This window comes from Pseudomonas sp. X10 (assembly GCF_054889225.1).
The window spans coordinates 3,774,893-3,789,631 of sequence record NZ_CM142677.1 but is presented as its reverse complement, the minus strand read 5'-3'; the positions used below and the strand labels follow the sequence as shown (position 1 = coordinate 3,789,631).

The window sequence follows — 14,739 nt, the reverse complement described above, 5'->3', positions numbered from 1 at the left end:
GAAGCCCGGCCCCCATACTTGGGGGCCGGGCTTTTTCGTTTTGGGCAACAAGGAGTGAAGGCATGGTGAGGCTCGGCCGGATAGGTGCAGTGCTGGCGTGTGGAGCAGCACTGTTGTCGCCGCTGGCAATGGCCGCGGGCAAGTGCGAGCGCCTGGTGGCGACGGGCAGTCCCGATGCGCCCCCCTATTCATGGCAAGACCCGAAGGACCCCCGGCACCTGATCGGCGCCAACGTCGACCTGCTGCGCCAAGTGGCGCGAGAGCTGGGGATTGCGGTCGAGGTGTTGCATGCTGGCAGGCGTGAACAGGCGTTGGAGGAGGTGCGCAGCGGGCGCATCGACCTGCTGGTCGACACCCCCTTGCTGGTTAGCGAGTTGACCGCCCTGGACTATGTGCATCCGCCTTTGCAGCTCAACGAATACCTGGTCTGGACGCGCCATGATTCGCCGGTGGTCTATAACGGGCCGGCCGACCTGCAGCAGTACCAGGGCAGTATTTCAGAGAGAGCCCGGCTGACTTCGGCCTTCGAGACCTTCGCCAAGGAGCAGCTCAAGCTGGTGCCGGCGGAGAACCTGACCCAGGCCTTCCAGAAGCTGGTGCTGGGCCAGGTCGATTATGTACTCGCCGGGCGCTATGCCGGAATGGCGATGGCACAGACCCTGGGGGTGAGCGATGACCTGATCGCCCAAGGCCTGCCCTTGGACCGGCCGGGGCTATACCTTACCCTGTCGCACAACTCGGCCTGCAACGATGCCTGGCTGCGCGGACAACTGGCGAAAAAACTGACAGAATTGCCGATCTCCGGTGTGTCCCAGACGGTGCTGCAGCGCAATGTCGAGCGCTGGAAGGCACAGATGCAGGCGCCGCTGGATGCCCCCAAACAGTAGGAAGATTGTGTGAGAACTCAACCGCTAATCCTTGCCCTGGCCATGCTGGGCCTGGCTGGCTGCGCCAATGATCCGGCTCCTCGCGAGCAGATGCGTCTTACCGAGCAGGCACTGGAACAGGCCAAGGCCGTCGGTGCCAGCGACCAGATCGCGGAACTGAAGATGGCCGAAGACAAGTTGTCGCGTGCGCAGGCCAACATGACGACCGAAGCCTACCGTGACGCCCGTATGCGTGCTGAGCAGGCCGAGCTGGATGCGCGCCTGGCCGAGGCTCGGGTGTTGACCCTGAAGAGCGAGGAGCAGTTGGAGTTGTTGCAGTCCCGGGTCACGCGCTTGCGCAAGCAATTGGAGGAGCAGCCATGATGCGTTTCAAGCCATTGGCGGCTCTGGCGTTGTTGACCGTGGTTGGCCTGCAGGGTTGCGCCAGCCCGCGCAGCGAGTCCGCCCTGGACGAGGCCGGAGCGGCCTTCCAGGCGGTCAAGGACGATTCCGATGTCCTGCGCAGCGCGCCGCGTGATGTGATCCGGGCTGGTGAGTCGTTGGCACGGGCCGAGCGTCTGTCGAGCTACATCGGTACCGGTGCCGACGTGCGCCACTATGCCTACCTGAGCCAGCGCTACAGTGAGATCGCCCGTGAGCATGCCAAGTTGGCATTGAATCAGGAACGCTTGGCCAAGCTCGACCTCGAGCGCCAGCGTCTGCAGCTCGCATTGCGTGAGGCCAAGTTGCTCAGCGTGCAGCAGCAGGGCAAGTGGTTGGAGGCGCAGATCGCCAGCCTGACTACCCAGCAAAGTGATCGCGGCCTGGTCATGACCCTGGGAGATGTGCTGTTTGACACCGGCCGTGCCGAGTTGAAGAGTTCCGCCAGCCGTACCGTGCTCAAGCTGGTGCAGTTCCTTCAGCTCAACCCGCGTCGGGTGGTGCGCATCGAAGGCTATACCGACGCCACGGGCACGGCAGAGGACAATCTCAAGCTGTCGCGCGATCGGGCGCAGGCGGTGGCCGACATGCTCGTCGATCTGGGGATCGATGAAACGCGCATCCTGGTGGAAGGCTACGGTGATCAATACCCGGTCGAGGCCAATGCCTCCGAGCGGGGGCGAGCGAAGAACCGGCGGGTGGAGATCGTGTTCTCCGACGAGAAAGGCAGGCTCGGCGCTTCGCGCTGAGCTGCATGCTGAAGAAGCCCGGCGCTTGCCCGTGATGCTGTTTACTTAAGCTGGGGTGTCTTCTGGTGGGGCTGCTAGGTAGTCCATCGTGACACAAGGCCGCTCCCACAGATGCCTTAAGTGAGCAGCATTAGGTGCTTGCGCCGGGTTTTTTGTGCGCGTCTATCGGGTAGGGCAGGTGATGGGGGATCTGTCACTGTCATGCAGCTGTATTGTTGACTATTCTGCGATCTGTCCCAGTACACTTTGCAACTGTTACGGTATTCTGGCTCATCTGTGAGTCGTACAAGAACAACGAATAGCCTGCGCATCGAGAAGCTCGCCATGACCAACCTGCTGCTTTACCAGCGCATTGCCCAGCAACTGGCCGATGACATCCGCCGCGGTGTCTACCAGCCCGGCGAACGTGTGCCGTCGGTACGCAAAATGAGTGCCCAGCTCAACGTCAGCCATGCCACGGTGCTGCAAGCCTATGCGAACCTGGAAGACCAGGGGTTGATCCGCGCGCGCCCACAGTCGGGCTATTACGTGCATCAGACACCGGCGCTGACCGCGCAGACGCCGGACATCGCCCGGGTCGAGCGTCCTGGCCTGGTCACCCGGGCCAGCATCATTCAGCAGGTGTTGACCGAGGCCCGTCGCGATGGGGTCTTCCCCTTCGGTGCAGCGGTACCCCATGTGGATTACCTGCCGGTGAGAGCCCTGCACCAGCAGCTGTCCAAGGTCACTCGTTTCCATAGTCCACGGGCGTTCAGCTACATGTTCAGCCCAGGCTTCGAGCCATTGCGTCGGCAGATCGCTATCCGCATGCGCGATGCCGGGGTGCTGGTGGACCCGCGCGAGGTGGTGGTTACCCACGGTTGTGTCGATGCGCTGCAGATGTCGTTGCGGGTGCTGACCCGCCCTGGTGACCTGATCGCGGCCGAGTCGCCGACCTATTATGGTCTGTTGCAGTTGGCGGACTTGTTGGGCCTGAAGGTCATCGAGATTCCCAGCGACCCCTCCACCGGGATCAGCCTCGAAGCTTTGCAACTGGCCGCCAACCAGTGGTCGATCAAGGCCCTAGTGCTAACCCCGCGGTTGAGCAATCCGCTGGGCGGGACCATCCCCGAGGAGCGGCAGAAGCAATTGCTGCGCCTGGCTTCGGACTTCGACATACAGATCGTCGAAGACGATATCTATGGCGAGCTGATGTTCGAACAGGGGCGGACCAAGGCGCTCAAGGCTTTCGACCGCCTGGACCGAGTGATCTACTGTTCGAGTTTTTCCAAGACCTTGTCGCCCGGTGTGCGCATTGGCTGGATGATCGCTGGACGCTACCAGGATGAAATCCAGCGCCTGCAGACCTTCAGCACCCACTCGGCGTGCAGCGTGACCCAGATGGGGGTGGCGGCCTATCTGGAAAATGGCGGTTACGACCGGCACCTGCGCTACATCCGCCAGGAGTACCGCAAGAATCTCAGCGCCTACCAACTGGCGGTGCAGCAGCACTTTCCTGAGGGGACGCAAATGACGCGGCCTACGGGTGGCTTCATTCTCTGGGTCAGCTTGCCGGGGCGGGTCAATACTCAGGAACTGCACGTGCGAGCCTTGCAGCAGGGCATCAGTATTGCACCTGGGTTGATCTTCAGTAATACCGAGCAGTTCAACCACTGCATCCGGCTCAACTGCGGTATTCCGTGGAACAAGGAGGCGGAGCGTGCGGTGATCACGCTCGGGTTGCTGGCGAACCAGTTATGCCAGGAGTCCAGCGCAGCGCTGTTCTAGCTTGCCAGGCGAGCACGGAACAGGGAGCATAGCGGTCTTTGGTGGATGCTCCCGGTGTTCGTTCATGAAGCTCCTGCGCTCTCTTGGTTTGCTCCTGTGTCTGGCGCCGTTCTGGGTGTTGGGAGGTCCGGCCCATGGGGCGCAGGCCTCGGGCAATGGCAAGGCTGCCGTGGCTCAGGACAAGGCGACCAAAGCCAGCGCCGAGCCGGTGCGCAAGAAGGCCTCGACTCAGCGCAAGGTTCCGGCCAAGACCTCTACCAGCGGCAAGCGCAAGGCAGGGGCCAAACCCAGGATAGACCTGAGCCTGCCTGTCGAGCTGGTCAAGGACCTCAAGCCGCAGGTCAGTGGTGAGCCGCTGGCGCGCAAGCCCCTGCTGCCCTCGATGTTCACCGAGAAGCCGGCCACCGACAGCCCGTTCCAGCTCAATGGCCGACTGATCAGCAACGAAATGCAGCTGCAGTTGCGCAACGATAGCCGGCGCGATGTCGAGGGGGCGGCCATCGATTTCGAGTTCAAGCAGTAGCCAGGTCAACTGACTGCTCAGTCACGGTGGATTTCATCCTGCCAGTAATTTCAAACGCTTGTTTCAGCGGTTACTATCCAAGCACTTTCATCCCGTTCTGCTCCGAGGAGTTTGTTGTCATGAATTGCCGTGAAGGCTGCGGCGCCTGCTGTATCGCCCCTTCCATCAGCTCGCCGATCCCGGGGATGCCCAAGGGCAAGCCGGCCGGCGAGCGTTGCCTGCACCTGTCCCTGGACAATCTCTGCGCGCTGTTTGGCAAGCCCGAACGCCCGGCAGTCTGTGGCGGCTTCAAGGCGGATGTGGAGGTGTGCGGCAGTGACCGTGACGAAGCCATCAGGATTCTTGGCTGGCTGGAGCAGATGACTGCGGCGTGAGAGCCTGGATCTTCGACAATAAGGAACAAGATGATGGGATCGTTCAAGCGTATTGCACTGCTGTGTGGGGTGGGGGTCATGCTGGCGCCGGTCGTCCAGGCCGAGGACTGGCAGGTGGCCAAGGACGAGCAGGGCATCAAGGTCTCGCTCAGCGAGGTGGCGGGCTCCAAGTACAAGGCTTACCGAGGCGTGACCTTGATCAAGGCGCCGCTGGCCAAGGTCAAGGCGTTACAGGAGGATGTGGTCGGTGCTTGCGCCTGGGTTCATGAGTGCAAGTCACAGAAGCTGCTCAAGCACGAAGGGGATCAGAGTTGGACCTATACCCAGTTCAATACCCCATGGCCAGTGACGCCGCGTGATTCGGTTCTGCATGTCACTACTGTCCAGGAGGCTGATGGCAGTCTGACCCGCAATCTTGAAGGCCAGCCGAAGTACCTGCCGGAGGAGAATGGCTTTGTACGAGTGGCCCAGGTACAAGGTTTCTGGAAGCTGGTGCCCAAGGGCGACAGCACTGAAGTGACCTACCAGGTGCATACCGAGCCGGGCGGTAGTGTGCCGTCGTGGTTGGCCAACAAGTTCGTGGTGGATGCGCCGTTCAATACCCTCAAAGGGCTGAAGGAGAGGGCGGAGAAGCCCTGAGTAGCCGCTGACGCGGTGCCCAGCTGTGTAGAAACAAGAAAGGCTGCCCGAGGGCAGCCTTTCCTTGTTTTCGGCTCTGCTGAGCAGTGCTTACTTGCGTTCGTCCAGGCTGACGAGGTCGCGCTGCTCGTAGCCGGTGTACAGCTGGCGCGGACGGCCGATCTTGTACGGGCTGGAGAGCATTTCTTTCCAGTGCGAGATCCAGCCCACGGTACGTGCCAGGGCGAAGATCACGGTGAACATGCTGGTTGGAATGCCGATCGCCTTGAGGATGATGCCGGAGTAGAAGTCGACGTTCGGGTACAGCGAGCGCTCGATGAAGTAAGGATCGGTCAGGGCGATCTCTTCCAGGCGCATGGCCAGTTCCAGCTGCGGGTCGTTCTTGATGCCCAGCTCGCGCAGGACTTCGTCGCAGGTCTGTTTCATCACGGTGGCGCGCGGGTCGCGGTTCTTGTACACGCGGTGGCCGAAGCCCATGAGCTTGAACGGATCGTTCTTGTCCTTGGCCTTGGCGATGAACTTGTCGATGTTGGAAACATCGCCGATCTCATCGAGCATGGTCAGTACCGCTTCGTTGGCACCGCCGTGGGCTGGGCCCCAAAGTGCGGCGATGCCGGCGGCGATACAGGCGAACGGGTTGGCGCCCGAGGAACCTGCCAGGCGTACGGTGGAGGTGGAGGCGTTCTGCTCGTGGTCGGCGTGGAGGATGAAGATCCGGTCCATTGCCTTGGCCAGCACCGGGCTGATCGGTTTGATCTCGCACGGGGTGTTGAACATCATGTGCAGGAAGTTCTCCGCGTACGACAGGTCGTTACGCGGGTACATCATGGGTTGGCCCATGGAGTACTTGTAGACCATCGCCGCCAGGGTCGGCATCTTGGCGACCAAGCGTACCGCGGAGATTTCGCGGTGCTGCGGGTTATTGATGTCCAGCGAGTCGTGGTAGAACGCCGACAGGGCGCCGACCACACCGCACATCACCGCCATCGGGTGGGCGTCGCGACGGAAACCGTTGAAGAAGGACTTCAGCTGCTCGTGGACCATGGTATGGTTCTTCACGGTGCTGACGAACTGGGCCTTTTGCTCGGCATTCGGTAGTTCGCCGTTGAGCAGCAGGTAGCAGGTCTCGAGGTAGTCCGATTTCTCGGCGAGTTGTTCGATCGGGTAGCCGCGGTGCAGCAGCACGCCCTTGTCGCCGTCAATATAGGTGATCTTCGACTCGCAGGATGCGGTCGCCATGAAGCCGGGGTCGAAAGTGAAGTGACCCGTGGCCCCCAACCCTCGCACGTCGATAACATCGGGACCAACGGTGCCGGTTAAAATGGGCAGCTCGACGGGGGCTGCGCCCTCGATGACCAACTGCGCTTTTTTGTCAGCCATGTGGCCTCCTATTAATGCTTGAAATCATCAGACAGACCCCCCACGCAGGGCCCGCACCACTATAGAGGGATAAATTCGAATGTCAATTTGCCTAAAGGCTGGTTGAAAAGCCCTCGCAGCCCTTGTTTTTCCCGAAATTCTCGCCCGTTTACGCCTTTTGCTCGCCAAAGGCAATCCGCTATTTGGGCTAGCCCATCACGTTGTCATAAGCAGCCTAACTGTCTATACTCGGCAGCCGACCGCCAGGGGCTTGCAAGCCCGTTCCGCTGGGGGTCGTCGCTCCCTGGGTGGTGGGTACCTGACCAGTACACTTACCAACAACTTTGCCCTGTTAGCTAGGGGCTCTTCAGTGTGAAAAAAGCCGTGAAAAGCCAACGACCTGTAAACCTAGACCTAAGGACCATCAAACTTCCGATCACTGCCTACACGTCCATTCTTCACCGTATCTCCGGCGTCATCCTGTTTCTCGGCCTGGCCATCATGCTCTATGCGTTGAGCAAGTCCCTGGGTTCCGAGGAAGGTTTCGCAGAAGTGAAGGCGTGTCTGACCAGTCCGCTGGCCAAGCTGGTGATCTGGGGCCTGCTGTCCGCCTTGCTGTATCACCTGGTGGCGGGTGTTCGTCACCTGATCATGGACATGGGCATCGGTGAGACGCTGGAAGGCGGCAAGCTGGGCTCGAAAATCGTCATCGTCATCTCCGTGGTGGTGATCGTTCTGGCGGGAGTTTGGATATGGTAACCAATGTCACGAACCTGTCGCGTTCGGGCCTCTATGACTGGATGGCGCAGCGCGTTTCTGCGGTCGTTCTCGCGGCTTATTTCATTTTCCTGATCGGCTACCTCGTGGCGCACCCAGGCATCGACTATGCCCAGTGGCACGCCCTGTTCTCCAACAACGCGATGCGTATCTTCAGTCTGTTGGCCCTGGTGGCCCTGGGCGCTCACGCCTGGGTCGGCATGTGGACCATCGCCACCGACTACCTGACGCCGATGTCCTTCGGCAAGTCGGCGACTGCGGTACGTTTCCTGTTCCAGGCGGTTTGTGGTGTCGCGATGTTCGCGTACTTCGTCTGGGGTGTGCAGATTCTCTGGGGTATCTGATTCATGGCTATCATTCCAACGATTTCTTTCGACGCCATCATTGTTGGTGGCGGCGGTGCCGGCATGCGCGCTGCGCTGCAGCTGGCTCAGGGCGGTCACAAGACTGCCGTGATCACCAAGGTCTTCCCGACCCGCTCGCACACTGTTTCCGCCCAAGGCGGCATCACCTGCGCTATCGCCTCCGCCGACCCGAACGACGACTGGCGCTGGCACATGTACGACACCGTCAAGGGGTCGGACTACATCGGTGATCAGGACGCGATTGAATACATGTGCCAAGAAGGCCCGGCTGCAGTCTTCGAGCTGGACCACATGGGCCTGCCGTTCTCGCGTACCGAAACCGGCCGTATCTACCAGCGTCCGTTCGGCGGCCAGTCCAAGGACTTCGGCAAGGGCGGCCAGGCGGCGCGTACCTGCGCGGCTTCCGACCGTACCGGTCACGCACTGCTGCACACCCTGTACCAGGGCAACCTGAAGGCAGGCACCACCTTCCTCAACGAGTACTACGCCGTTGACCTGGTGAAGAACCAGGATGGCGCCTTCGTCGGTGTGATCGCGATCTGCATCGAAACCGGCGAGACCCAGTACATCCGTTCCAAGGCCACCGTTCTGGCCACTGGCGGTGCCGGTCGTATCTACGCCTCCACCACCAACGCCCTGATCAACACCGGTGACGGTGTCGGCATGGCCCTGCGTGCCGGCGTGCCGGTGCAGGACATCGAGATGTGGCAGTTCCACCCGACCGGCATCGCTGGCGCTGGTGTACTGGTTACCGAAGGTTGCCGTGGTGAAGGTGGTTACCTGATCAACAAGCACGGTGAGCGCTTCATGGAGCGCTACGCGCCCAACGCCAAGGACCTTGCCGGTCGTGACGTCGTGGCCCGCTCCATGGTCAAGGAAATCATCGCCGGTAACGGCTGTGGCCCGAATGGCGACCACGTGATGCTCAAGCTCGACCACCTGGGCGAGGAAGTGCTGCACAGCCGCCTGCCAGGTATCTGCGAGCTGTCCAAGACCTTCGCCCACGTCGACCCTGTGGTCGCACCGGTACCGGTCGTTCCAACCTGTCACTACATGATGGGCGGCGTTGCCACCAACATCCATGGCCAGGCCATCACTCAGGACGCCAACGGCGAAGACCAGATCATTCCAGGTCTGTTCGCGGTCGGTGAAGTGGCGTGCGTATCGGTTCACGGTGCCAACCGCCTGGGTGGCAACTCGCTGCTCGACCTGGTGGTCTTCGGCCGTGCGGCCGGCCTGCACCTGGAGAAGGCGCTGACCGATGGTATCGAATACCGTGACGCCAGCGACACCGATGTCGAAGTTGCGCTGAACCGCCTGAACAAGCTCAACGAGCGTACTTCCGGCGAAGACGTGGCAACCTTGCGTCGCGAGCTGCAGAGCTGCATGCAGAACTACTTCGGTGTATTCCGTACCGGCGAATACATGCAGAAGGGCATCGAGCAACTGGCTGGCCTGCGCGAGCGTATCGCCAACGTCAAGATCAACGACAAGTCCCAGGCCTTCAATACCGCGCGTATCGAAGCGCTGGAGCTGCAGAACCTGCTGGAAGTCGCTGAAGCCACTGCAATCGCTGCTGAAGTACGCAAAGAGTCCCGCGGTGCTCACGCCCGTGAAGACTTCGAAGACCGTGACGATGAAAACTGGCTGTGCCACACCCTGTACTTCCCAGGTGAGAAGCGGGTTGCCAAACGTGCAGTCAACTTCGCGCCGAAGACCGTACCGGCGTTCGAACCAAAAGTCCGGACTTACTAAGGGTGGCCGCTATGTTGAAAGTCGAAGTTTATCGTTATAACCCGGACACCGACTCGGCGCCCAAGATGGAGTCGTTCGACGTCGATACCGGTGGCAAGGACCTGATGGTGCTGGACGTGCTGGCGCTGATCAAGGAGCAGGACGAGGGCTTCTCCTATCGTCGTTCCTGCCGTGAGGGTGTGTGCGGTTCCGATGGCATGAACATCAACGGCAAGAACGGCCTGGCGTGCATCACGCCGCTGTCGTCCGTGGTCAAGGGCAACAAGCTGGTGCTGCGTCCGCTGCCTGGTTTGCCGGTGATCCGTGACTTGGTCGTCGATATGAGCATCTTCTACAAGCAGTACGAGAAGGTGAAGCCGTTCCTGCAGAACGATACCCCGGCTCCGGCCATCGAGCGTCTGCAGTCGCCGGAAGAGCGCGACAAGCTGGACGGTCTGTACGAGTGCATCCTGTGCGCTTGCTGCTCGACCTCCTGCCCGTCCTTCTGGTGGAACCCGGACAAGTTCTTGGGTCCAGCCGCGCTGTTGCAGGCCTATCGCTTCCTGGCCGACAGCCGTGACACCAAGACCCAGGAGCGTCTGGCATCGCTGGATGACCCGTTCAGTGTGTTCCGCTGCCGCGGGATCATGAACTGCGTAAACGTTTGCCCCAAGGGCCTGAACCCAACCAAGGCAATCGGTCACGTACGTAACATGCTGCTGCAAAGCGGCACCTGATTCTGAAAGTGTTGTACCCGTAGCACGCCGAGGTGCGGGCATCAGCCCGCACCGAGGTGAAACCCGAGCAAAGGCCCGCAACGCCTGAGCTCTTACCTATGAAGATATGAGACCAGCAGGGGCTTCCGGGCTGGTACCCGGAAAATCTGCAGGATCCTCGGTGGCGTGGTTCAGTCGCTGTACTCGGGCTTTTCCAGGTTTGCTGTGGCTCTTGCCGATCAGTCCCCTAACCGAGGGTGACCAAGCATGCAAGAAAGCGTGATGCAGCGCATGTGGGAAAGCGCCCACCTTTCAGGTGGTAACGCTGCATATGTGGAAGAGCTCTATGAGCTCTACCTGCACGACCCTAACGCTGTGCCAGAAGAGTGGCGCACTTACTTCCAGAAGTTGCCCGCCGAAGGCAGCACCGCTACCGATGTATCGCACTCTACAATCCGCGACCATTTCGTACTGCTGGCGAAGAACCAGCGCCGCGCCCAGCCGGTTTCCGCCGGGAGCGTGAGCAGTGAACACGAGAAGAAGCAGGTTGAAGTGCTGCGACTGATCCAGGCCTACCGTATGCGCGGCCATCAAGCCGCGAAGCTCGACCCCTTGGGGTTGTGGCAGCGCCCTGCGCCAGTAGACCTGTCGATCAATCATTACGGCTTGACCAATGCCGATCTTGATACGACCTTCCGTGCCGGCGACCTGTTCATCGGCAAGGAGGAGGCGAGCCTACGCGAAATCCTCGACGCGTTGCAGAAGACATATTGTCGCACCATCGGCGCCGAGTTCACCCACATCGTCGACTCCGAGCAGCGCAGCTGGTTCCAGCAGCGTCTGGAGAGCGTCCGTGGTCGCCCTGAATTCTCCGCCGACATCCAGAGCCATCTGCTTGAGCGCGTTACCGCGGCCGAGGGCCTGGAAAAGTACCTGGGCACCAAGTACCCGGGCACTAAGCGTTTTGGTCTGGAAGGCGGCGAAAGCCTGATCCCGATGCTGGATGAAATGATCCAGCGCTCCGGTTCCTACGGGACCAAGGAAGTCGTGATCGGCATGGCCCACCGTGGCCGCCTGAACGTGCTGGTCAACACCTTCGGCAAAAACCCGCGCGAACTGTTCGACGAGTTCGAAGGCAAGAAGAAGGTCGAGCTGGGCTCCGGTGACGTGAAGTACCACCAGGGCTTCTCGTCCAACGTGATGACCGCCGGTGGTGAAGTCCACCTGGCCATGGCCTTCAACCCTTCCCACCTGGAAATCGTCTCGCCAGTGGTAGAGGGTTCGGTCCGTGCCCGCCAAGACCGCCGCAACGATACCGTCGGCGACAAGGTCCTGCCGGTCTCCATCCACGGTGACGCGGCATTCGCCGGTCAAGGCGTGGTCATGGAAACCTTCCAGATGTCGCAGACCCGCGGTTTCAAGACCGGCGGCACCGTGCACATCGTGATCAACAACCAGGTTGGTTTCACCATCAGCAACCCGCTGGACTCGCGTTCCACCGAGTATTGCACCGACGTTGCCAAGATGATCCAGGCGCCGATCCTGCACGTGAACGGCGATGATCCTGAAGCGGTGTTGTTCGTCACCCAGCTGGCCATCGATTACCGCATGCAATTCAAGCGTGACGTGGTCATCGACCTGGTCTGCTACCGCCGCCGTGGCCACAACGAGGCCGACGAGCCGAGCGGCACCCAGCCGCTGATGTACCAGCAGATCGCCAAGCAGCGCACCACCCGCGAACAGTACGCCGAAAGCCTGATCCAGGCCGGCCGTATCGACGCCGAGCGCGCCCAGGCCAAGATCGACGAGTACCGCAACGCGCTGGACAACGGCCTGCACGTGGTCAAGAGCCTGGTCAAGGAGCCGAACAAAGAGCTGTTCGTCGACTGGCGTCCGTACCTGGGCCATGCTTGGACCGCGCGTCACGATACCCGCTTCGACCTCAAGACCCTGCAGGAACTGTCGGCCAAGCTGCTGGAACTGCCGGAAGGTTTCGTCGTCCAGCGTCAGGTTTCGAAGATCTACGAAGACCGCCAGAAGATGCAGGCCGGTGGTCTGCCGATCAACTGGGGCTACGCCGAGACCATGGCCTACGCGACCCTGTTGTTCGAAGGTCATCCAGTGCGTATCACCGGCCAGGACGTAGGTCGCGGCACCTTCTCGCACCGCCATGCGGCGCTGCACAACCAGAAGGACGCCACCACCTACCTGCCACTGCAGAACCTGTACGCCGGCCAGCCGAAGTTCGACCTGTACGACTCCTTCCTCTCGGAAGAAGCAGTGCTGGCCTTCGAATACGGCTACTCCACCACCACGCCGAACGCGCTGGTGATCTGGGAAGCCCAGTTCGGCGATTTCGCCAACGGTGCCCAGGTGGTCGTCGACCAGTTCATCACCAGTGGCGAGCACAAGTGGGGTCGTCTCTGCGGCCTGACCATGCTGCTGCCGCACGGTTATGAAGGGCAGGGGCCTGAGCACTCCTCGGCGCGTCTGGAGCGTTACCTGCAACTGTGCGCCGAGCACAACGTCCAGGTCTGCGTACCGACCACTCCGGCCCAGATCTACCACCTGCTGCGTCGCCAGGTCATCCGTCCGCTGCGCAAGCCGCTGATCGTGCTGACACCGAAGTCGCTGCTGCGCCACAAGCTGGCCATCTCGACCTTGGAAGAACTGGCCGAAGGCTCGTTCCAGACCGTGATCCCGGAAATCGACAGCCTCGATCCGGCCAAGGTCACCCGCCTGGTCCTGTGCAGCGGTAAGGTTTACTACGACCTGCTGGAGAAGCGCCGTGCCGAAGGTCGTGAAGACATCGCCGTCGTGCGTATCGAGCAGCTGTATCCGTTCCCTGAGGACGACCTGGTCGAAATCCTCGCGCCATACACCAATCTGAAAGATGCGGTGTGGTGCCAGGAAGAACCGATGAACCAGGGCGCCTGGTACAGCAGCCAGCACCACATGCGTCGCATCCTGACCCGCCACAACAAGGAGCTGGTCCTGGAGTACGCCGGTCGCGAGGCTTCGGCCGCGCCAGCCTGTGGTTACGCTTCGATGCACGCCGAGCAGCAGGAAAAACTGCTGCAGGATGCCTTCACTGTTTAATGCCTTCGCGCACCTGAAACCGAATTTAAGGAAACCCTGATAATGGCTATCGAGATCAAAGCCCCAACCTTCCCGGAATCGGTTGCCGACGGCACCGTTGCCACCTGGCACAAGAAGCCGGGCGAAGCCGTCAAGCGTGACGAACTGATCGTCGACATCGAGACCGATAAGGTCGTCCTGGAAGTCCTGGCCACCGCCGATGGTGTGCTGGGCGACATCGTCAAGAACGAGGGCGATACCGTCCTGTCCGACGAACTCCTGGGCTCGATCGTGGAAGGCGGCGCTGCCGCTGCTGCTCCGGCTGCCGCGCCAACTGCCGCTGCTCCAGCCGCTGCTGCCGATTCTGGTGAAGACGATCCGGTCGCTGCACCTGCCGCGCGCAAGCTGGCTGAAGAAAACGGCATCGACCTGGCCAGCGTTGCTGGTTCCGGTAAAGGTGGTCGTATCACCAAGGAAGACGTAGTCGCTGCGGTTGCCGCCAAGAAGGCAGCACCTGCCGCCGCTCCGGCTGCCAAGCCTGCCGCTGCCGCTGCTGCACCAGTGGTTACCGCCACTGGCGACCGCACCGAGAAACGCGTGCCGATGACCCGCCTGCGCGCCAAGATCGCCGAGCGCCTGGTCGAAGCCCAGTCGAACATGGCCATGCTGACTACCTTCAACGAAGTGGACATGACCGAAGTCATGGCGCTGCGTTCGAAGTACAAAGACCTGTTCGAGAAGACCCACAACGGTGTGCGCCTGGGCTTTATGTCCTTCTTCGTCAAGGCCGCCACCGAAGCGCTGAAGCGCTTCCCGGCAGTCAATGCCTCGATCGACGGTAACGACATCGTCTACCACGGTTATGCTGACGTCGGCGTCGCCGTCTCCAGCGACCGCGGCCTGGTAGTACCGGTACTGCGCAACGCCGAGCAGATGAGCCTGGCCGAGATCGAGAACGGCATTGCGACTTTCGGCAAGAAGGCCCGTGACGGCAAGCTGGCCATCGAAGAAATGACCGGCGGTACCTTCACCATCACCAACGGTGGTACATTCGGCTCCATGATGTCGACCCCGATCGTCAACCCGCCACAAGCGGCGATCCTGGGTATGCACAACATCATCCAGCGTCCGATGGCGATCAATGGCCAAGTGGTCATTCGTCCGATGATGTACCTGGCGCTGTCCTACGACCATCGCCTGATCGACGGTAAAGAAGCTGTGACCTTCCTGGTGACCATCAAGAACCTGCTGGAAGATCCGTCTCGCCTGCTGCTGGACATCTAAACAACAGCTGCAAGCTGCAAACATCAAGCTTCGAGTAGAAGCGGGTTGTCTTGCAGCTTGCGGCTTG

Annotated in this window: 14 protein-coding genes; 13 read left to right on the top strand and 1 reads right to left on the bottom strand. The window is 61.0% G+C overall.

The window, feature by feature from the left end; all coding sequences use genetic code 11:
* Positions 1 to 62 precede the first annotated feature (62 nt).
* The 7 genes from ACYU03_RS17370 (at position 63) to ACYU03_RS17340 (ending at position 5,359) form a co-directional block, all read left to right on the top strand.
* Positions 63 to 887, top strand: coding sequence for a substrate-binding periplasmic protein (locus ACYU03_RS17370; protein WP_461885870.1), 825 nt, complete (start codon positions 63 to 65; stop codon positions 885 to 887).
* Between the two features lie 9 nt (positions 888 to 896).
* On the top strand, positions 897 to 1,250 hold the full coding sequence (locus tag ACYU03_RS17365) for a DUF4398 domain-containing protein (RefSeq protein ID WP_461885869.1): 354 nt from the start codon (positions 897 to 899) through the stop codon (positions 1,248 to 1,250).
* Positions 1,247 to 2,056 carry an OmpA family protein gene (locus ACYU03_RS17360; protein ID WP_461885868.1) on the top strand — a complete coding sequence of 270 codons (810 nt, stop codon included), beginning with the start codon at positions 1,247 to 1,249 and terminating at the stop codon, positions 2,054 to 2,056. The genes ACYU03_RS17365 and ACYU03_RS17360 overlap by 4 nt, the downstream gene beginning before the upstream one ends.
* A gap of 324 nt (positions 2,057 to 2,380) precedes the next feature.
* Positions 2,381 to 3,823, top strand: coding sequence for an aminotransferase-like domain-containing protein (locus ACYU03_RS17355; RefSeq protein ID WP_461885867.1), 1,443 nt, complete (start codon positions 2,381 to 2,383; stop codon positions 3,821 to 3,823).
* 64 nt (positions 3,824 to 3,887) lie between these two features.
* Positions 3,888 to 4,346: a hypothetical protein gene (locus ACYU03_RS17350; protein WP_461885866.1), complete on the top strand. Its 459-nt coding sequence runs from the start codon at positions 3,888 to 3,890 to the stop codon at positions 4,344 to 4,346.
* Between the two features lie 119 nt (positions 4,347 to 4,465).
* Positions 4,466 to 4,720, top strand: a complete 255-nt coding sequence (locus ACYU03_RS17345) for a YkgJ family cysteine cluster protein (RefSeq protein WP_461885865.1) — start codon at positions 4,466 to 4,468, stop codon at positions 4,718 to 4,720.
* A gap of 33 nt (positions 4,721 to 4,753) precedes the next feature.
* Positions 4,754 to 5,359 (top strand): START domain-containing protein, encoded by a 606-nt coding sequence (locus ACYU03_RS17340; RefSeq protein WP_461891491.1) that lies wholly within the window; start codon positions 4,754 to 4,756, stop codon positions 5,357 to 5,359.
* A gap of 90 nt (positions 5,360 to 5,449) precedes the next feature.
* Here the strand turns inward: ACYU03_RS17340 and gltA are convergent, their stop codons facing one another.
* Positions 5,450 to 6,739, bottom strand: a complete 1,290-nt coding sequence (gene gltA, locus ACYU03_RS17335; protein ID WP_461885864.1) for a citrate synthase — start codon at positions 6,737 to 6,739, stop codon at positions 5,450 to 5,452.
* 351 nt (positions 6,740 to 7,090) lie between these two features.
* Between gltA and sdhC the strand changes: the two genes are divergently transcribed.
* From sdhC to odhB, 6 genes are all read left to right on the top strand, one after another.
* The gene (gene sdhC, locus ACYU03_RS17330; protein ID WP_461885863.1) at positions 7,091 to 7,477 is read left to right on the top strand and encodes a succinate dehydrogenase, cytochrome b556 subunit; all 387 of its coding nucleotides are present in this window, start codon (positions 7,091 to 7,093) and stop codon (positions 7,475 to 7,477) included.
* Positions 7,471 to 7,839: a succinate dehydrogenase, hydrophobic membrane anchor protein gene (gene sdhD, locus ACYU03_RS17325; protein ID WP_461885862.1), complete on the top strand. Its 369-nt coding sequence runs from the start codon at positions 7,471 to 7,473 to the stop codon at positions 7,837 to 7,839. The genes sdhC and sdhD overlap by 7 nt, the downstream gene beginning before the upstream one ends.
* 3 nt (positions 7,840 to 7,842) lie before the next feature.
* Positions 7,843 to 9,615, top strand: a complete 1,773-nt coding sequence (gene sdhA, locus ACYU03_RS17320; RefSeq protein ID WP_461885861.1) for a succinate dehydrogenase flavoprotein subunit — start codon at positions 7,843 to 7,845, stop codon at positions 9,613 to 9,615.
* Between the two features lie 11 nt (positions 9,616 to 9,626).
* Positions 9,627 to 10,331 carry a succinate dehydrogenase iron-sulfur subunit gene (locus ACYU03_RS17315; RefSeq protein ID WP_461885860.1) on the top strand — a complete coding sequence of 235 codons (705 nt, stop codon included), beginning with the start codon at positions 9,627 to 9,629 and terminating at the stop codon, positions 10,329 to 10,331.
* A gap of 246 nt (positions 10,332 to 10,577) precedes the next feature.
* Positions 10,578 to 13,409 (top strand): 2-oxoglutarate dehydrogenase E1 component, encoded by a 2,832-nt coding sequence (locus ACYU03_RS17310; RefSeq protein ID WP_461885859.1) that lies wholly within the window; start codon positions 10,578 to 10,580, stop codon positions 13,407 to 13,409.
* A 42-nt stretch (positions 13,410 to 13,451) separates the two neighbouring features.
* On the top strand, positions 13,452 to 14,672 hold the full coding sequence (gene odhB / locus ACYU03_RS17305) for a 2-oxoglutarate dehydrogenase complex dihydrolipoyllysine-residue succinyltransferase (protein ID WP_461885858.1): 1,221 nt from the start codon (positions 13,452 to 13,454) through the stop codon (positions 14,670 to 14,672).
* Positions 14,673 to 14,739: the final 67 nt, after the last annotated feature.